14 protein-coding genes and 1 tRNA gene are annotated in these 20,447 nt (G+C 47.0%); 2 read left to right on the forward strand and 13 right to left on the reverse strand.

What is annotated here, in order from left to right:
- Positions 1–24: 24 nt before the first annotated feature.
- From HQM11_17990 to HQM11_18015, 6 genes are all read right to left on the reverse strand, one after another.
- The gene (locus tag HQM11_17990; GenBank protein ID MBF0352930.1) at positions 25–939 is read right to left on the reverse strand and encodes a hydroxymethylglutaryl-CoA lyase; all 915 of its coding nucleotides are present in this window, start codon (positions 937–939) and stop codon (positions 25–27) included.
- Positions 936–2,942: an acetyl-CoA carboxylase biotin carboxylase subunit gene (gene accC / locus HQM11_17995; GenBank protein MBF0352931.1), complete on the reverse strand. Its 2,007-nt coding sequence runs from the start codon at positions 2,940–2,942 to the stop codon at positions 936–938. Before accC ends, HQM11_17990 begins: the two co-directional genes overlap by 4 nt.
- A gap of 107 nt (positions 2,943–3,049) precedes the next feature.
- The gene (locus HQM11_18000) at positions 3,050–3,850 is read right to left on the reverse strand and encodes an enoyl-CoA hydratase/isomerase family protein (protein ID MBF0352932.1); all 801 of its coding nucleotides are present in this window, start codon (positions 3,848–3,850) and stop codon (positions 3,050–3,052) included.
- Between the two features lie 95 nt (positions 3,851–3,945).
- Entirely contained in the window at positions 3,946–5,553 is a 1,608-nt protein-coding gene (locus HQM11_18005) for a methylcrotonoyl-CoA carboxylase (GenBank protein ID MBF0352933.1), read from the reverse strand.
- 34 nt (positions 5,554–5,587) lie between these two features.
- Positions 5,588–6,754 carry an isovaleryl-CoA dehydrogenase gene (locus tag HQM11_18010; GenBank protein ID MBF0352934.1) on the reverse strand — a complete coding sequence of 389 codons (1,167 nt, stop codon included), beginning with the start codon at positions 6,752–6,754 and terminating at the stop codon, positions 5,588–5,590.
- The gene (locus tag HQM11_18015) at positions 6,751–7,191 is read right to left on the reverse strand and encodes a MerR family DNA-binding transcriptional regulator (protein ID MBF0352935.1); all 441 of its coding nucleotides are present in this window, start codon (positions 7,189–7,191) and stop codon (positions 6,751–6,753) included. Before HQM11_18015 ends, HQM11_18010 begins: the two co-directional genes overlap by 4 nt.
- Before the next feature lie 178 nt (positions 7,192–7,369).
- On the opposite strand from HQM11_18015, the gene HQM11_18020 reads away from it, so the two are divergent.
- A tRNA-Phe gene (locus tag HQM11_18020) sits at positions 7,370–7,442 on the forward strand.
- Between the two features lie 168 nt (positions 7,443–7,610).
- On the opposite strand, the gene HQM11_18025 is transcribed toward HQM11_18020, so the two are convergent.
- The 6 genes from HQM11_18025 to HQM11_18050 all read right to left on the reverse strand — a co-directional run bounded on the left by HQM11_18025 (position 7,611) and on the right by HQM11_18050 (position 16,847).
- A complete protein-coding gene (locus tag HQM11_18025) occupies positions 7,611–10,355 on the reverse strand; it encodes a SpoIIE family protein phosphatase (protein MBF0352936.1) in 2,745 nt (914 codons plus the stop codon).
- A 91-nt stretch (positions 10,356–10,446) separates the two neighbouring features.
- Positions 10,447–11,556, reverse strand: a complete 1,110-nt coding sequence (locus HQM11_18030; GenBank protein MBF0352937.1) for an ABC transporter substrate-binding protein — start codon at positions 11,554–11,556, stop codon at positions 10,447–10,449.
- A gap of 231 nt (positions 11,557–11,787) precedes the next feature.
- Positions 11,788–13,278 (reverse strand): HAMP domain-containing protein, encoded by a 1,491-nt coding sequence (locus HQM11_18035; GenBank protein ID MBF0352938.1) that lies wholly within the window; start codon positions 13,276–13,278, stop codon positions 11,788–11,790.
- Between the two features lie 3 nt (positions 13,279–13,281).
- On the reverse strand, positions 13,282–14,871 hold the full coding sequence (gene hybB, locus HQM11_18040) for a Ni/Fe-hydrogenase cytochrome b subunit (GenBank protein ID MBF0352939.1): 1,590 nt from the start codon (positions 14,869–14,871) through the stop codon (positions 13,282–13,284).
- Positions 14,872–14,923: 52 nt separating this feature from the next.
- Positions 14,924–15,700 (reverse strand): 4Fe-4S dicluster domain-containing protein, encoded by a 777-nt coding sequence (locus tag HQM11_18045; GenBank protein ID MBF0352940.1) that lies wholly within the window; start codon positions 15,698–15,700, stop codon positions 14,924–14,926.
- Between the two features lie 10 nt (positions 15,701–15,710).
- Positions 15,711–16,847, reverse strand: coding sequence for a response regulator (locus tag HQM11_18050; GenBank protein MBF0352941.1), 1,137 nt, complete (start codon positions 16,845–16,847; stop codon positions 15,711–15,713).
- A gap of 768 nt (positions 16,848–17,615) precedes the next feature.
- Here HQM11_18050 and HQM11_18055 point away from each other — a divergent pair.
- A complete protein-coding gene (locus tag HQM11_18055) occupies positions 17,616–19,430 on the forward strand; it encodes a DUF1016 family protein (GenBank protein MBF0352942.1) in 1,815 nt (604 codons plus the stop codon).
- 303 nt (positions 19,431–19,733) lie between these two features.
- Here HQM11_18055 and HQM11_18060 read toward each other — a convergent pair whose 3' ends face one another.
- The gene (locus tag HQM11_18060) at positions 19,734–20,342 is read right to left on the reverse strand and encodes a PD-(D/E)XK nuclease domain-containing protein (GenBank protein MBF0352943.1); all 609 of its coding nucleotides are present in this window, start codon (positions 20,340–20,342) and stop codon (positions 19,734–19,736) included.
- Positions 20,343–20,447: the final 105 nt, after the last annotated feature.

Here is a 20,447-nt window from a genome sequence, read left to right on the forward strand (position 1 = left end):
CTTTGTAATTCAGGCGTTCATCGCTCATGGTGAATCTCCGTTATAAAGAGCCTTCCCGGCTCGTGATCGTATGCCGCATCCCAGAAAACTGGTGATTTCATGTCCAATCGCTACAATTTTTTCCAGATCAATTCCGGTATGAATTCCCATACCCCGGAGCATGTAAAGCACATCTTCGGTGGCAACATTGCCTGAAGCGCCTTGGGCATAGGGACATCCGCCCAGACCGGCAACCGAAGAATCAATCACAGAAATCCCCATTTGCAAAGCCGCAAAAATATTGGCCAGGGCCTGACCGTAAGTATCATGGAAATGAACTGCCAGTGCCGAAACCGGAATCTGCTGTATCAGATGTTCCAGCATGTGTTGGGTTTTGAGAGGCGTTCCGGTGCCGATGGTGTCGCCCAGTGAAATTTCATAACAGCCCATGTTAAACAGCGTTTTGGCAACATGCGTTACGGTTTCCACCTGAGTTTCTCCCTGATAGGGGCATCCCGAAACACACGAAACATAACCCCGGACTTTAATGCCCTGAACCAGGGCCTGTTCCATCACGGGTTCAAACCGTTTCAGTGATTCCGCAATGGAACAGTTGATATTTTTTTGGGAAAAAGCTTCTGAGGCCGCACCAAAAACAGCGATTTCTGTGGTTCCCGACTCAATGGCCGATTCCAGTCCTTTCAGGTTGGGAACCAATGCGGAATAGGTCACGCCCGGTTTCCGGAATATACGTTTCATCACCTCAGCCGAATCCGCCATTTGGGGAACCCATTTGGGCGAAACAAAACTGGCTGATTCAATATGCGTAATTCCCGCGTCAGCCAGGGATTCGATCAGTTTCAGTTTGATCGGGATCGGCACAGGCATGGATTCATTCTGCAATCCGTCTCGCGGGCCGACATCCACAATTTTTACTGTTGAGGGATAGGGATGGGTCATGCGGTTTCTCCTCTGGAAATTTCCAGCAATGCCACGCCTTCCTGAACCAGTTCTCCGGGAGAAAAGAATATTTCCTGAACCACGCCGTCAACTACCGCACGAATGGTGTGTTCCATTTTCATGGCTTCCATGATGACCAGCGGTTGATCTTTCTCCACCTTGTCTCCCTTGGTCACCATGACCTTGATAACAGTTCCGTTCATCGGTGCGTTCAGATTGCCTTCATGACCATGATCCTTGCCTTCACCCAGATCAGGCATGACCTGTTCCAGAACAATGCGCTGATGTTCCATGAAAATGGTCAGGGTCTGTTGATACGCGACCACAGACACATCAAATTTGTGTTTATTCAGGGTGACAGAAAGTATTCCATTTTCCAGTTTTCCAAAAATTTCATGCCAGTGACTGCCGATTTCTGCCAGAAAATGTCCGGCTCCATGTTCGTGCAAACAGATGAGTAATTCCTTGCCTTTTGAATCTCTGAACCGGATTTCATGAACAGAGGGTTCATTCAAACGCCACCCATCCATATTCAACCAGGGGGACCATTGGTCCTGGGGATTGATCAGGTGTTCATTGCGCCGTTGTCGGTTGAATACTTCGAACAAGGCACCCAGCACAGCGGCGCGTTCGGTTTGTTCAGGCAATTCCGTAAACAGGAATTCCCGGTTGTTTTCGATGAAATGAGTGTCTACTCCGCCTTTGCGGAAGGACTCATTTTCCGTGATCCGATGTAAAAACTCAATGTTGGTTTTGACTCCTGCCACATGATAATCCGCCAGTGCCTGACTCATGCGGGACAGGGCCTGTTTTCGATTTTGATCCCAGACAATGAGTTTGGCGATCATCGGGTCGTAATACACCGTCACCGCATCCCCTTCTGTCACCCCGGTATCAATCCGTACATTGGGTGAAGTTTCCGGTGGTCGCAGATAATGCAGGGTTCCCGTGGAAGGCAAAAACTGATTTTCAGGATCTTCCGCATAAATTCTGGTTTCAAAGGCATGACCTTTGATCTGGAGTTGTTCCTGCTTCAACGGCAGAAGTTCGCCTGAAGCAACCCGTAATTGCCATTCAACCAGATCTTGTCCAGTGATCATTTCAGTCACAGGATGTTCCACCTGCAACCGTGTGTTCATTTCCATGAAATAGAATGCGCCATTGGCATCCAGCAGAAATTCTACGGTGCCAGCCCCGACATAACCAATCACTTTAGCGGCTTCCACAGCGGTTTCACCCATTTTTTTGCGTGTTTCCGATGCAAGTCCCGGTGCTGGTGCTTCTTCAATGATTTTTTGATGACGACGTTGCACCGAGCAATCCCGTTCAAACAGATAAACTCCATTGCCATGGGTGTCGGTGAATACCTGGATTTCCACATGACGGGGCTGTTGTACATATCGTTCAAGGAGCATGACACTGTTGCCAAAACTGGATTTGGCTTCACGTTGAGCCGCTTCGAGTGAGGATACAAAGTCTGAGGGATTTTTCACCACGCGCATTCCTTTTCCGCCACCACCGGCAACGGCTTTCAGCAATACGGGATAGCCGGTTTTTTCGGCTTCACGGGCCAGATGTTCGGGGTCCTGGTTGTCACCGTGATAGCCGGGTACCAACGGAACACCTGCTTTTTCCATGATGGCTTTGGCCATACTTTTAGAACCCATCGCGACAATCGCTTCTGAGGGAGGACCAATGAACACCACCCCCTGAGCTTCGCATTGCCGGGCAAAATCAGCGTTTTCCGATAAAAATCCATAGCCGGGATGAATTGCTTCGGCACCAGTGTTTTTGGCAATTTCCAGAATTTTTTCTCCACGCAGATAGCTTTCTCCGGCAGGCGAACCCCCAAGATACAAGGCTTCATCGGCCATTTTGACATGAGTCGCATTGGCATCCGCTTCAGAATAAACCGCGACACAATGGATTCCCATTCGTTTCGCTGTCCGGATAACTCTACAGGCAATTTCACCACGATTCGCGATCAATATTTTTCTGAACATGTTTCCTACTCAGACGAGAGATGTGAGAAATGAGATGTGAGTTTCTCAATATTTGAAAGATTCACTGATTTCATTGATGTTCGATAGGCAACGATAGTCCTCACCCCTCATTTTTCCCCACTATTCAAGTGAACCCAGTTTGGCGACCGTTTTTCCAGAAACGCTGACAGGCCTTCCTGTCCTTCTTCTGAAATCCGGATTTGGGCAATGAGTTGGGTGGTGTAGGCGATCAATTCATCATTGATTGGTTGGTTTGCTACCTGAAAAATCATGTTTTTGGCTGTTTTTAACGCTTCCGGGCCATTGTTGAGCAGTGTCTGGATCAACGCTTCTTGTTGAGTTCCAAGCTGATCAGGTTCCACCACTTCATGCACTAGTCCCAATTTAAGAGCCTCCTGCGCGGAAAATCGCTCACCCGTCAAAAACAGCCGTCGTGCGGCCCTTGAACCGATGGCTTGAATCACATAGGGGCTGATGGTTGCCGGAACAAGTCCCACCTTGACTTCACTCAGGGAGAAAGAAGCCTTTGAGGATGCGAGCGCAATGTCACAGCAGGCAACCAGTCCCACCGCGCCGCCAAAGGCCGCGCCCTGAACCACGGCAATCGTTGGTAACGGAAATCCATTGAGCAGTGACATCAAGCGGGCTAGTGCGGAGGCATCCCGGGCGTTTTCTTCCAGAGACAGGTCTTTCATGCGCCGCATCCAATTCAGATCAGCCCCTGCGGAAAAACTTTTGCCTTCTGAGGCCAGAACCAATAACCGGAGTTCCTTGCGGATTGCCAAAGATTCCAGATGCTGAATCAACTGATGGATCACCAGATCATCAAACGCATTGTGAATTTCCGGACGATTGAGGGTTAGGGTGGCAACACCCTGTGAGATATTTAACAAAACAGTTTCAGACATAGTCGCATTTTTTATGAAGATTTATGTTGCAATCCCTTGCCACAGAGACTCTGCGGCAAGCCCTCAATACCTGAAGACAATCTCTTTGAGTTGATTTACATCCTGAATAATCCGAATCGAGTGGGTTCAATCGGTGCGTTCAACGATGCAGAAATAGACAAGGCCAGCACTTTCCGCGTTTCCGCAGGATCAATGATTCCATCATCCCAAAGTCTGGCGCTGGCATAATACGGATGCCCCTGCTGGTCATATTCCGCAATGATCTGCTGTTTGTAGGTGTTTTGTGTTTCTGTGTCCCAGGGTTTGCCGCTTTTTTCTACGGAGGCACGTTTTACTTCGGCCAGCACTCCGGCGGCCTGTTCACCGCCCATGACCGAGATTCGGCTGTTGGGCCACATGAACAATAATCGCGGATCATAAGCTCGTCCGCACATTCCATAATTTCCAGCACCGAAACTTCCGCCGACAATGAGGGTGAATTTGGGAACTTTGGTGGTGGCAACCGCGGTGACCATTTTGGCTCCATGCTTGGCGATGCCGCCGGCTTCATATTTTTGTCCGACCATGAATCCGGAAATATTCTGTAAAAACACCAGCGGGATGTTTCGCTGACTGCATAATTCGATGAAATGAGCGCCCTTGACCGCTGATTCGGAAAACAGAATGCCATTATTGGCAATGATGCCCACCGGATAACCCCAGATTCTTGCGAATCCGCAGACCAGGGTTGGACCATAATATTGTTTGAATTCATCAAATTCAGAACCATCCACTACTCGTGCGATCACTTCCCTGATGTCGTAAGGTTTTCGCAAATCCGTGGGAACAATCCCGTGAATTTCAGCAGGATCATAGAGCGGTGCAACGGGTCGGGTGATATCCAGAGAAACAGGTTTTTTATGATTCAGGCGAGACACGCATTGCCGCGCAAGCTGGAGTGCATGATGATCATTGTTGGCATAATAATCGGTCACTCCGGAAATTTTGGAATGCACATCCGCACCACCGAGTTCTTCAGCCGTGACGATTTCTCCGGTTGCCGCCTTGACCAGCGGAGGTCCTGCCAGAAAAATGGTTCCCTGATTTCTGACGATAATGCTCTGATCCGCCATTGCTGGAACATAAGCACCACCGGCAGTGCAGGATCCCATCACGACAGCGATCTGGGCAATTCCCTTGGCAGACATGTTGGCCTGGTTGAAAAAAATGTGTCCGAAATGGTCACGATCAGGAAATACTTCTGCTTGCTGAGGTAGATTGGCACCACCGGAATCCACCAGATAAACGCATGGGAGATGGTTTTCTTCAGCGATCTTCTGCGCACGTAAATGTTTTTTAACGGTCAGGGGATAGTACGTGCCGCCTTTGACTGTTGCGTCGTTGGCGACAATCATACACTCTTGCCCGCAAACGGTGCCGATTCCGGCAATCACTCCGGCGGCGGGAATCGCTTCATCATAAACCTGATAGGCCGCAAGCTGGGAGATTTCCAGAAAAGGCGCCCCGGGGTCCAGCAAGGTTTTGATCCGGTCACGAGGCAACAGTTTTCCACGTTCAACATGTCGCTTCCGGGAACCGGCCCCCCCGCCGAGTTTGATGGTTTCCACCAGTTGTTTCATCTCAGAAACCAGTTGATTCATGGTTCTGGCATTTTCTTGAAAGTCGTGGCTTCTCGTATTGATTTTACTGTGGATGACAGGCATGGATTTTCCTGAAAATAATGATCTGTTGGTAGAGTTAAACCGATTCCTTGAACAATTCACGGCCGATCAGCATGCGGCGGATTTCAGAAGTTCCGGCTCCGATTTCATACAATTTCGCGTCTCTGAGAAGTCTGCCCGTTGGAAATTCATTGATATAGCCGTTTCCACCGAGACACTGGATTGCGTTCAAAGCCATTTGTGTCGCGTTTTCAGCGGTGTAAAGAATAACGCCGGCCGCATCCTTACGAGTGGTTTCACCACGGTCACAGGATTTGGCGACAGCATAGAGATAGCTTCGGCTGGCGTTGAGTGTCACATACATATCGGCCAGTTTTCCCTGAATGAGCTGGAATTCGCCAATGGACTGGCCAAACTGTTTGCGTTCATGGACATACGGAACAACCACATCCAGGCAGGCCTGCATGATGCCAACCGGTCCGCCGGAAAGAATGACCCGTTCATAATCCAATCCGCTCATCAAAACTTTAACTCCCTCATTTTCACGTCCGAGAATATTTTCTGCGGGCACTTCGCAATCTTCAAAAATCAGTTCACAGGTATTGGAACCGCGCATCCCCAGTTTATCCAGTTTAACACCACGGGAAAATCCCTTGAAATTCCGTTCCACAATGAAGGCTGTGATGCCTTTGGGGCCTGCACCCGGTTGGGTTTTTGCGTAAATCACATACACACTGGATTCAGGTCCATTGGTGATCCACATTTTTGATCCGTTGAGGATATAACGATCGCCCTGCCTGTCAGCCCGGAGTGTCATGCTCACCACATCTGAGCCGGCATTGGGTTCGCTCATGGCCAACGCCCCCACATGTTCGCCACTCACCAGTTTGGGCAGGTATTTCAATTTTTGTTCGTGGGTTCCATTCCGGTTAATCTGATTCACACACAGGTTGGAATGTGCTCCATAGCTCAACCCGATACTGGCAGACGCTCGACTGATACATTCCATAGCAATGGCATGGGCCAGATAGCCCATTTGCGTACCGCCATATTCTTCTTTGACGGTCAAACCAAGGACACCCAGATTGCCCAGTTTTTTCCACAAATCCTGAGGGAATTCATTTTTCTGGTCGATTTCTGCCGCACGGGGCGCGATTTCCCGGTTTGCGAAATCGGTGACAGTATCACGCAGCATGTCGATTTCTTGGCCAAGATCAAAGTTCAGGCTTGGGTAGGCTTTCATGAGACTCCTTCAGTTAAGGTTTCAATTTTTTGCTGTTGAGATAAAGTTGCGGCCAAGGCATTCTGACAACGGATTTTGGCACCATCCAGTTCTTCCATGATGATTTCAATATCCCGCATTTGTTCCCGTAGCATGTTCTGGCGTTCATCAATTTTGGTCAGAAATGAACGCAACTGGACCACATTGCCATGTTCCGGATCATACATGTTGATCAGTTCTTGACTTTCTTTCAGGGACAATCCCAGTCGTTTTCCTCTTAAAATCAACTTGATGCAGGTCCGGTCTTTGGCGGAATAAATCCGGGTTTGTCCGTTGCGTTCAGGATTGATCAGTCCCTGTTCTTCATAAAACCGGATCGTTCGTGTCGTGATGTCAAATTCCTGGGATAATTGTGTGATCGTATAGGTTCTTTCCGCGGATGTGCCTGAGTTCCCCATGTGTTCTCCTTGATGTGTTCAAAATTAATGAATAGTTCAATAAACAATGTTTACGTAAACGTCAACTCTTTTTTACGTAAACGTCAACATTGTTTTTTTATTAAGTATTTGAAAAAAGTACTTGCACCTTATCCGAGGTTCAAATATGGTTCCGCTTCTCAGATCATCCCCAATGAATGGCCAGATAGCTCAGTCGGTAGAGCAGAGGACTGAAAATCCTCGTGTCGGAGGTTCGATTCCCTCTCTGGCCACCTCTCAAAATCAAGCCCAGCGGGTTTTCAACTTAAAAAAACAAAACACTTCCCAGTCATACAGAATTGTACACAGGTCACCGTTGAATCGTACATGAATCGTACACGGTTTTGGGGACCCTGAATACGAAGGGCAGTGGTTCCGTTTAAAGAATTAAAAAAAGCAGCTTAAGGAAGTGCCATTAGGGGAAAGCCTGTTTTAATTTTGCAGGCGATCATGGTGATATCATCATTAAACTGATCCTTGGAGCAAATCGACAGGATTTTCTGAAAAATTGTGTCAATGAGGACTTTTGGTGGCATCTGTTGATGGGCAAGCAAACAATCCCGTAATTCAGTTTCACCAAATAAAATATGGCCGTTCTGGTGAATTTCAATGAGACCATCCGTAAAAAAGAACAGCAGGTCATCTTCCTGAAGTTGTAGCGTTTCATCGCAATATTCCATATGGGGATTTATTCCAAGGAAAGGACCCGGCATGTTACGTGGCAGTGGCATGAGTTTCTGCTGGCGAACCAGTTGAGGATATGGGTGTCCCGCATGAGAGTAAGTCATGAGGCCTGTCTCCAGATCGATTCGGGCAATGAAAAAAGTCATGAAATAATCATCAGGAAGCGTTTTGTGCATGATACTGTTGAGTTGACAATTGAGTTCTGACGGCTTGTACAGGGAATTGGTTTGTCGAGCTGTTGCTTCGAATTGGCGGATGGCACCATAGGCCATCGCTGTGATCAGTGCAGACGGAGAGCCATGTCCAGAGACATCTCCAATCAGAATGTAAAGGTGATTCTGAAGTGTCATGAAGCCATACCAGTCACCCCCGGTTTCAGTGGCTGGATGGATGAGTCCATCAATATCCATAGTGGGAATGACTGGAAATTTTTGAGGATAGAGTAGTTTTTGCATGGTTGAAGCCATTTTCAATTCAGTTTCCATTCGGCCTTTTTCAACCATTGCAATACTCATTTCCGCAAGGCGTATGTGCATTTGGACACGAGCGAACAGTTCATTTTTGACAAAGGGCTTGGAAATATAGTCGTTGGCTCCCGCGTTGAATCCTTCTATCAGATCATGAACCTGATTTTTTGCTGTCAGGAAAATGACGGGTAATTCATTGGGTGAATAGAGGGAACGAATGCGACGGCAAACTTCAAAGCCACTCATGTGAGGCATCATCACATCAAGCAGAATCAGATCCAGTTGCGTGTTCTTAATAAGATCCAAGGCTTCCATACCACTGGTTGCAGTGTAAACCAGATAGTTTTGCATTGTCAGTTGGTTGACAATTACCTGAAGATTGACAGGTTCATCATCGACCACCAGGATGCTGGACAAGGGTTTCTGCTGTTCCAAAGGATTCAATGTTGCCGGGAGTGCCTCCAGAGAACCTTCCTGTAGAGTTATTTCAGCCAGATAGTTGTGTTTCTCATCAATCAGAACAGAGGGCTCCGCGAGTTCCTGTCGGGATGTGATCGGCAGCGAGAAGGAAAAGGTGGAGCCTTCGCCTTCTCGACTTTCTACCTTGATTTGACCACCATGGAGTTCCACCAGTTGACGACTGATTGTCAACCCCAGTCCACTTCCGCCAAAAATTCGGGCAATGGAACCATCGGCCTGCTCAAATGATTTAAAAATACTTTCCAGTTTGGACTTGGGGATCCCTATTCCCGTATCGGTGACAAAGATCCATAGGTGTGACGCGTCCACTCTTGAGTGGATTGTGATCGTACCAGTGGTGGTGAATTTGATAGCATTGCCGAGCAGATTCATCAGGATCTGTTCCAAACGATTTTCATCGGCTAAAACCCGTGGGAGATTGTGCGGCAATTGGTCCACGAGTTCCAGCGATTTGTTTAAGGTCATCGGTTGACAGAGGGTAAGTGCTACATCCAGTACACTTTTGATATCCAGTGTCTTGAGTTGCAATTGCAGATCATTCTGCTTCATCCTGGAAAAATCAAGGATGTCATTGACCAGATGGGAAAGGCGTTTGCCACTCTGCATGATCATGGAAAGATTGTGATACTGAATCGGGGTGACGGCTCCGCCAATGCCATCCAGCAGGGATTCACTCAGTCCAATGATTCCGTTCAGTGGCGTGCGTAGTTCGTGGGAAGTATTGGCCAGAAACTCGTCTTTGAGCTGATCCAGTCGTTTGAGTTCTTTATTCTGCTGTTCAATCTGAAAGTACGAACTGGCCAACTCAGCAGACATCTGATTGAAATGTCTGCTGAGTTCCCCTATTTCATCATCACTGCGAACCATTACTTTGACGCCCAGTTCTCCCGGAGTCATTGATTTCATGGTTTTATCAAGATAGGAAATGGGATGGATAATGGTACGAAGCAGTATCATGTTCAGCAGGAACAGCATCAGGAGGAGAATTGAACAGAGCAATGCGCCAAACAGGATGAACGATAATTGCTGTTCCCAGGACACATCCCCCAGGGCATAGGTGATCTGGATAAAACCGATGCGCTCTCCAATGGCACGGATGTCCTGCAGATAATGCAGGTGAGGTTCAGCACCTGATTTATCAATTTCCAGATAATGTCCTGTGGTGAATTTCTGAATGTCTGCGGGTTTCAGATTTTCGTAAAGTGCATTGAGTCCTTCGTAAACCAGCAATTTCCCCTGGGCATCATAAACATAGATGGTCTTGATTCCGGGAACCTTGAGGAGCGCCTGAACCCTCAACTTGACGGCTTTGAGGCGTCCTTCAAAAATTTCATTGGCAAAACGATCCTGATCCCGTTCAACCACAGTCTGCAACAGCACTTCGATTTTATTCAACACAGTCTGGAAACGCCGTTGCTGGAAGGGAAGCTGAATGATGCTGAAAATGACAGCGATAGACAGAAATGTAACAAGAATCGCCCCATTCACTTTGTGTCGGAGTTTGAGGGGGCTCATGAATTACTCTCTGATAGTGATGGCAGAATGCAAGGGGGCACCTTTTGAGGAGGTTCCAGATAGTCATGTTACGAATAATTTATTAATGATTTCATGGTGAAACAGTTTTTATATAGACAGCATCTCCCTTTTCAAGTTTCAGAATGACTGCGGGTTTCACAGGATTACGGTTTTCATCAAAGGTGATTAATCCGGTAATTCCCCGGTATTGAGTGATCGCCAGGGCATCACGGATTTTTTTTCGATCAAGGGACTTAGCCTCACGAATGGCCTGAGCCAGAATCATGACAGAATCATAGGTCAACGGAACAGTGGTTTGTTTGACAAGTCCATTCTTCGTTTCATATTTACCCACAAAAGTTCGGGATGCTGTATCAGGGGCATCCCTGTGCCAATGTGTGGTGTAATAGGTCCCGTCAATCAGATTTCCAATATAGTCATACATCCGGACTCCATAAGCGTCACCCCCCAGAAAGATGGCGGTAATGCCCATTTTACGGGCTTGTCCGATCACCTGGGAGGAGTCGCGATAGTCTCCTGGCAGATAAATAATGTCAGGATTCATGGGTTTGGTTTTCTGGAGCAACTCTTCATAATTGGACACATCAATCAGAAATTCTCCCTTCCATAGAATTTTGCCGCCTTGTTGTTCAAAACTCTGTATAAAAAATTCGGCGAGTCCGGTACTGTAGGTTCGATCTGTGTTCACCAGAACCACCGCTGTTTTAGCTTTGAGATCCTGAGTGGCAAAACGGGCCATGACTTTGCCCTGGAAAGGATCGGTATAGCAAACCCGGAAAATATAATCCCCCTCCAGCGTGACCTGAGGACTGGTGGAAATCGGGCTGATCAGTGGAATGCCTGCTGGTTGCAGAACGGATGCGGCACCGATAGAGTGTGAACTCCAGGAAGCTCCGATCATGGCGATAATCCCGTCATCGACAGCTTTTTTAGCCGCCATGCGAGAGCCAAGCGCTGTACTGTTGTTGTCATATTCAATCAGTTCCACGGGATGTCCCAACAAACCGCCTTGTTGATTGAGTGTTTCAGCCGCGTATTGAGCGGCTTCGAATAAAACAAGGTTGGTTGCCGCGGCATCCCCTGTCTTGGCCGCGATGACACCGATTTTCACAGGATCCGCCGCAATACCGGGAGTTGTAAGCATGAGCTGAAGCAAGAGCAGGAATGACAGAAATTTCATAAAGGCCTCCGGGAAAAATGTCACTTTGAAAACAAAGATAAAATACTCAATACCATCGCCAGTTAAAAGGTTTTTAGTAGAGGGCATCCAATCTTCTAAGGAACTTTCAAAAAATAACGAAGAGAGAACTCTTTAAGATCTTCAGTTTTAAAGATCCCTCACATTCGTTCTGAATGAGTGCGTTTTTCTGTGTTTTTACCAAAATCACAGAAAAAAACAAAGAGCCGGTTTTTATGAGGAGCCTGATGGTATTCGAATTGTGAAGGTGGTGCCCTTGCCGACATCGCTTTTGACTGTAATGGTGCCTTTGAGTTCTTCCACAATTCCCCAGACAATGGGTAAGCCCAGGCCTGTGCCTTTGGTTCCTTTGGAGGTGTAAAACGGTTCAAATATTTTATGGATGCTTTCATGGGGGATGCCGCATCCGCTATCGCTCACCTGGACCACAATATAGTTTTCTGTCGTGCTGGCTTCAGTAAACGACGTTAAGATGATTTCTCCCTGTGTGTCTTCAATCGCATCCATGGCATTTAAAATCAGGTTGATAAACAATTGCTGCAAATGATTGATATCAGCCATGATCAACGGCAAATTTTCTTCAAAATTTCTGGTGATCACAATGTGCTTTTTTTCCAGTTGGCTGGTAAGAATCACCAGTGAATGCTCCATGGCGTCATGAAGAGAACTCATTCCCTGTTTGGATGGAACAGGGCGCGCAAAATCCAGCAGATTTTTGACAATCTCCCGACACCTTTTGGTTTCACGGACAATGACCTCCAGATCGTCCCGACTTTCCTTGTCTTCAATACGCTTGAGCAAATAACTGCTATAGCTCAACACCCCGGTGAGCGGGTTGTTGATTTCATGAGCCACACCAGCGGCCAGACGTCCAATCGACGCCAGTTTATCCGATTGATACAATTGTCGGTGAGCCTCAGACAATTTCTGGGTCATTTGATTGAACGATTGGGCCAGATTTCCCAATTCATCATTGGTGGTTGTCACTATTTGATAATTCAAATCGCCACCTGCGACGCGATGAGTGGCCTGAACAATCTGATTCACAGGTTTTCCGACCAGATGCTGCACCAGAAAAAACAGCACGCCACTTACGATGAGGATGGTCCCTACAGCAAAAATCATCATCCGGACCTGATTGTCCTCGATTTGCGCATCGACCTCAGCGAGTGACAAGGTGATATCCAGGATTCCCAACACTTTCTGACTTTCTTCATGAGCATGACAATCTGATTGCCAACAACTGGGTTCATTGTAAATTGGATTGATCATTCCCAAATTGCGAAGGTTGGCGGAAGTATTGAAAATGCGGGTTCTTTCTGGAACTGACAATCGAACCAAGGGCTGATCCGCGGCGTGACAGGCATCACACGCTTCTGCATCCATATCCACTTCAGTATCCAGTTCCGATCTATCCGAAGAAAAAATAATTTCGCCGCTTTTATTGATAATGCGAACTTTCTCGATGCCTTTTTGTTTACCAATCGCCTCAAAGGTCTGATGCAACCGTTTGCGGTTTTTCACCAGCATGTCGTTCTGTGTGATATTTTTTACTGTTTCGCTGAGATGATGAGTGCTCAACTCCATTTGGGCCAGTAATTGTTCCCGTTGAGCATTGATCACCATGAAGGAAAAAATGGTGATACTTGCCATGATGGCACTTCCAACAGCCAGAATGAGTTTGACTCCGATTTTACTGGTCATTTGTTATTCTCCATTTTCTTCCTCGTGACAACTGTCACAATTGTCCGCTTCTTTGGTCACACCAAAGGACTCATTTTCATTCCCACTTCCGGTATGACATTTTCCGCACAGTTCACCCTTGTCCAGCATCTCATGGGTGATTGCGGGAACGTTAGTGATGATCACCAGACCGAACATGTCCACATGGCAGGGCTTGCAATCCGGTCGTTCCTGGTATTCATTGTGTTTCTCATGATCAAAGATGACCAGACCGGGACTGTCTTTGCCCGGAGGAAACTCAAACGGTGGGGGATATTCCAGTTTTTGTTCCAGGGGATTCACGGTACGGTTCAACAGGGCGGCTTGAGGAACCTGATGATTCAGCTCATTTTTTTTGGCCAGAGCCAGGGCAATCATAGCGATCAGCAACAGGCCCCACATGCCCAGCACCAGCCTGACAGAAAAGACGGGGTTTTTCTCATGAGCACTCAATGGCATTGTCTCCAGGTCTTCCAGGGGAAACACCGGAAAATTTTTGACCACAATGCTGAAAATTGTAAAACCCAACGTCACAATGGCGGTGGTGATGGCAATTTCTGTCCATTTGGGGAAGTAGGTTTCGGTATTCAACATGCCGGTAATGCTGACATTCAAACGTCCGAGAATAAATCCCAACAGCACCAGCAGGGCACAAAAAAACAATCCCCGTTCATTTTCCCGGATTTTAGGGATCAGCAACAATCCGACGGGTAGCATTGTGCCGAGTCCCAGTTCTCCCCAGAACAGCACACTTTCCTGGGTGAACTCAAACATCAGCGGTAAATTGCCACGGTGGGACAGGTCTTGTAATTTCAGCACCAGAAAGACACTCAGTACCACGACAATGACCCGGGAAATCCCGACCAAAATGTCGAGTTCGATACGTTTGCCAAACGCCCGGTAACTCAGAAACGATTCAAAAATGGTCATGGCCAGTCCGGCGGCGATGGCCGTGATAAAGAAAAAAACAGGCAAAAAGGGAGAGTACCAGAGGCCATGGAGTTTATCCGGAACAATGACATATAACGTTCCGAGCGAGGATTGATGCAGGGTGGAGAGAATGACACCCAGGATTACCACAGGCAGGTAAATTGCCCGAACCCATTTCAGAGGGACCTTCAGATTGAAACGTTCAAAGAATATCGGACTGAACTCCAGTGCCAGCACCATGGTGTATAACGTGACACACCAGGCCACCTCGAACATCACCGAATGTGGATTCCACATGATGAGGGGATGCCAGATGCGATACGGGCGACCCAAATCAAACAACAGCGCCACAATGACCAGGCTGTAGCCTAAAAAGGCGGTCAGGATGGTTGGACGGGCAATGGCTTTGTATTGTTCCAGATTAAAAATGTGAACAGTGGCCGCAATGATAAAGCCACCGGCGGCCAGACCGACGCCCACCATCACATCAAAGCCAATCCAGATTCCCCAGGGGAATTCATCGGACAAATTGGTGGAAGCCCCGAGCCCTTTTCCAAAGCGGAGAAAGGTCGCGTAAAGCCCGATGACATAAATGATTCCTGCTACCACGCGCCAGAAGGTTAATTGAGGCAGTTTCAGTTTCATGGATTCTCCATCATCCAAAAAAGGTTGAAAGGAAACCTTGGGGGTCTGTTGTTTAAGGTGTTTTTTTCTGGTTTGAATCAGGAGACTTCGAATTATTTTTTTTCTGTTCCTGTTCCAGTGTGATCCTGCGGTTGATAATCCACCAGAGGCCAAACATCATGACACCACCCACACCCGCCACACTGGGAATCTGGGAGAGAATATTCCAGGTGAGTTTGGGATAGGCTTCGTCACTTCGGGCATGTTTGAAGCCGAGTTGATCAAAGGGAATATCTGAAAGGTACAAGACCGAAGTCCCTCCGGCTTCATGAACTCCATAGATATGATTCACATATCGGTTCGGATGATTCTGGAGGCGCTGTTGAGCCTGGGCAATCAGTTGGTCGCGCTGACCAAAGACAGTGGCTCCGGTGGGACATACAGAAGTACAGGCTGGTTGTTCTCCGAGTGAAACGCGTTTTTGATAGCACATGATGCATTTTTGCACCCGTGGCAAAACACTGTCCCATTCATATTTTGGAATTTCAAAGGGACAGGCCATGATGCAGTAACGGCAGCCAATACAACGATCCTCATGATAAATGACCGGACCTTCCTGCGTTTTTTCCAGAGCTGTCACAGGACACACCGAAACACATGTGGGTTCCAGACAATGAAAACATTGATGGCGAATGAACACATCATGCCGTTTTTCTACCATCGTCCAGGTGGTGGCCGACAACTTGAGGGCGCCATCTTCTTTGGGTAACTCGTTTATTTCCTTGCATGCCAGCGCACAGGCCTGACAACCGATACATCGGGTTAAGTCGGTGAGGATCGCGTAACTCATAGAGTATCTCCTACCTTAAAAATAAATTGCAAAACGCTTCCCATGTTTTTTCATTCATAGGGACATTGGTTGTGGCTTCCTTGTTTTGAGTAGCGGGATCATTGACAAGCAACTTTTGAAAACGGTCAATTTCCTCCTGATACCAGGAGGTGGCGGCCCCGCCAATTTTTAATGTTTGCAGTTCTTCTGGCAAATTTTGTGGTTCGATTCGACAAATCCAGCCCAATTCATAGGGATTCATGTTGAGGTACTCCAGGTGTTCCGTCAATTCACTGTTGACCAGGGCGACCTGACCACTGATAGGTGCTGTGATTTGGGCGGTTTTGTTACCTTGACGGATAGTAAAGAGCAGATCTCCTTTCTTGAAAAAAGTACCTTCTACAGGTAATTCAAGGCCATCCACTTCCCCAATGATTTTTTGAACAAAATCATCAATTCCCATGCGCACCATCCCATTGAGTTCAATCTGCATCCAGGTATGTTTGGGAGTGATAAACAAGCCTGTAGGAATATTGATTTCATATTTTTGGGAGGAAGCTCCCTGAGATGGCGTTACCAGATGGACTGTCGGTCTTCGTTCGCGCTCAATACGATCCTGTCGCCGAATCAGTGTCTTGTTCACAAAAGCCACCAACTCATCTTCCGTGAATGGTTTTTGTACATAATCCATCGCGCCATGTTTCATGGTTTCCACTGCGGATTCAATGGTGGCGTAACCCGTAATCATAATGACATCCACATCTGGACGGAAGTGCTTGACGGCCTTGGTAACGTCCAAACCGTTCATATCCGGCATTTTGAAGTCAGTGAATACAAAGTCATAATTGTTTTTCTGAACCAGCCCCAGGGCTTCCTGGCCGGTTTCTACCGTATCGATGGAGTAGCCGGCCATGACCAGTATTTTGCGGAAACTATCCAATACAATCTGTTCATCATCGACAGCCAGAATCCAGGCTTTGGGGTTGCTGACCTCAACACGTTTCAGACTTTTAGCCTCATCGGTGAATTCAAGGCGTAGTCCAACATACAGTGCGTTTTCCCGTTCACTTTTCAATTTTGCATTCTGTCTTTTCTGAATCAAAAGTCGCACCAGAACATCAGCGGTGATAAACAGCACACACATGAGAATGACTACGAGGACAGCCATAAGGAACTCCTAAAGAGATTGATTAATAAATGATGATAAGGGTGTTTTTTGTCACATAGTTGCTGTTTATCAGAATAAAACAGAGAACTCAAACCGTTATTCCACTGGTAAAACTACGTGTTTTTTTGTGATAAATTAATTTCTACCTGAGGCGTGGTTCAATAAACACGTAGTAATACGAGGAATGGCAAAAGAATAACATGGATAACGTGCCCCACGGGACGTAGGGCACGAGCATACTTTTTCTGGTTCCCTACCTCTGGTGGGGAACCCTCCTTAGCCCACTCCGGTGGCTTGCCAATGCGCAGTGGAAGGGAACCGGAGGTGCGTTATGGATTGGTTCCTGACGAGACGTCAGGAACCAGATTAATGTTAAAAAACTTTTGATCGGGTGCTTAATACGAGTGCCTTGTAGAAGTAGTTTTTGCCTGATCATGGCTAAGCCCAGTCTTTTTCACAGACAATGTGCCGGGTTCTGGTCTTTACACGAAACTAAAGAACGCGGCGATAAGCCTCAAAAGCTAGACCTTAGCCGAAAAGTAAAAAGTCTTTCAATTTAGTATGAAAGAGGAGAAAAGAAGAGTGTAAATCAACAAATCAATCAACCCCGAACCGACGAGGTCGTTATTATAATGCGAATTAGGGGTTGCAAATATTTGCTAACAATGCGGATGTGTGATTCAATCTGAAGTGGTCGTCATTAATTGGAATCAGACGGTTACAGGACAGGTGCCTGGGAATCATAACCAGACACACAATAGGTGAAGTATGGACAAAATAGTTTTATATGGAAATCTTCTGAGTGATATCAAACGTCGGATACGTCAGGCTCAGGCAAAAGCTGTATTATCGGTCAATTCAGAGATGATATGGATGTATTGGGATATCGGACGAATCATTTTGGAACGCCAACAAGAAGAAGGCTGGGGAGCCGGAGTGATTCCCCGATTATCCAGAGATATCCGCAATGAATTGCCTGAACAAAAGGGATTTTCAGAACGAAATATTGGTAGAATGATCGCATTTTTTCGAGAATACCCCGATCCGCAATCAATTTTGCCACAGCCTGTGGCAAAATTAACGGAGCATTCCATTTTAAGTAATATTCCGTGGGGACATCATGTGCTTCTGATGGAAAAAATCAAAGATAGAACGATCCGTTTCTGGTATATGGAACAAATCATCACAAACGGCTGGAGCCGTGAGACCCTTTCCTCCATGATAAAAAATGATCGGCATCACCGACAGGGGCAGTTGGTTCATAACTTTGATAAAACTTTACCACAGCCTCAATCGGAGATGGTACGACAATCCTTAAAAGATCCCTATATTTTTGACTTTCTGACCATATCGGAACCGTTTGTGGAACGGGAACTGGAAACAGAACTCATCAGGCATCTTGAAAAATTTCTGATAGAGTTGGGAGCTGGATTTGCTTTTGTCGGCAGACAATACAAATTGACGGTGACCGACCAGGATTTTTTTATTGATCTGTTGTTTTATCATTTGAAGCTGCGGTGTTTCGTAGTGATTGATCTTAAAAAAGGTGCCTTCAAACCCGAAGGGGATTCAAGAGACTGCCGATTTGAGTCTTCCCCCCCACACAACGGAGTGACAATGTACCCTCATACCGACCCTATTATCATTGCCCTGGATATTGATGATTTCCTAACCCATCATGAATCAAAATCTTTACGGGAAAGAGATTGGCGGGATCCTGTACATCACCATGAAGACCATTTCATCAGGGTGGAATTCCCTTATCGTGATCATCTGGTTCAGGTTGAACATGTGCTCACCCCTGCGTGTCTCGAATTTTTCAGGTTCCTGTTTGAACATGAAACAATCCGCGTGGCTTTTTTCAGTTCCGGTATTCGCGAAAGAAATCTTGATCTGGCCCAAAAGATTGTGCGGAAAGTCATGGAAAAAGACGGTGATTCCACCTGGATACAACGCTATGATGTGTATTCTCGTGAAGACTGTTTTGATACAGAAAGGCTCCGATTTCGTGTGGAAGAAAAAATCATGAACCAATTTCAGCCCAAACATTTTATGGGGAACCTTAAAAAGGATCTGCGCATGATATCCTGGGGCCGAGAAAAATATCAGGAATTGTATCAACAAACGTTTCAGGACCCTTGGGTGCTTCTGCCTGATCCGGAAAAAGATAAAAATCTGCTAACCAATCTGATTCTGATCGAGGAGGATCCTTCCTATTTGTTCCCTGGTCAGGAAAAACATTTGTTGTTGAGCCCCACTTATAATCTTCCTTATCCGTATTTGATCAATTACCAGAAAGAGGACATGCCTTATGTCCCGGACGACTGGCGGAACCAGTTCAAATCCTTCAACACCATTTTTTATGCTGCGGGCCTGTTAAACCACATTCTGGAACGACATGTTTCAGAAGGCATTTCCTTACCTGAAATCCTGTGGCAGGCACAAAGAGACTTCTGGTTGGATCCTACAAATTACAAGGGACGTTATCCTCTCCATTTTTTCACCCAGGGCCGGGAGATTCTGCGAAAATATAATCCCTCATTAAACTTCGCCGTTGCTTCCTCAAAACCTGGTTCTCAATAATCCCTGCTCCCGTCAATGATCTTGAAAGCGCTGGAGGATGAGCAGAGTCATCGGCTATTTCTTTGATATTGCATCCGGGGAATCCTTAAATTCCGGAAACTGCCACCACGACACACATTGTCAATCAGCAAAACGCAGTTTAAAGCTGGCAGCATCGGGGAAAACATGATTTGGTCGCAAGGTAGTCACATCCTGTAGAGACTTTGCATGAAACGTCTCTCATAATTTTTTCTGGTTGCGAGACTACAGCATCGTAACCGTCTATTTGTGGTTCCTGCCACTGAGAAGTTGCCTGCAACGTCCCTACAAATCCAGTGACTCCACCCACACCTTTTTGCCTTCCACCACCACGCCAATGCCAATGATGTTCTGAATCCCCGCAACCCGGAGTTCAGTGGCGTAGTGTTTGTCCTGAATCTGCTTCAGGGCGCTGGCCATGGCCGATTCCCCGGTTTCTTCCCGGTGGCGGTTGATTTTTTTGAATTCCAGCACAAAGCCGGTTTTGTGAGGGTCTTTGGGCAGGAGCATGACGTCATAGCGTCCATAGCCTGATTCCCGGTTGGAGCGCACCCGGTGTGTTTCGGACAGGTTCACCAGCATTCCCAGCACAAAGGCGTGATATACCTTTTCAGGTTCCTGTCCGGCGGTGTCATGAAAACTCAGGGTTTCCAGCACCATTTCCCGCAGCACATCCTCGAAGGTTTCCACATCGGCATTCAACAGGGCCTGCAGCAGGGGATGCAGCCGACGCTCACCGATTTGGCGACTGAGCCAGTGCTGGATGGAGGTGTGAAAAAAGTACTGGACTTCCCGGTTGGGAATGCCCAGTTCATACAACGGGGTCAATTCCTGTTCCAAACGGTTGACTGGTTTAAGATAACCGCTGAAGGTTAGTGCAACCTGAAAACCCATGTCCTCTGGACATGGTCATGGTTCCAAGGCTCTGCCCGGAACCGGATGAATTCAAGAAAATGGATTCTGGGCACGATCCCATCGAATTTAAAGAAGGGATGGTGT

Source organism: SAR324 cluster bacterium (assembly GCA_015232315.1).
Classification (GTDB): Bacteria; SAR324; SAR324; order SAR324; family NAC60-12; genus JADFZZ01.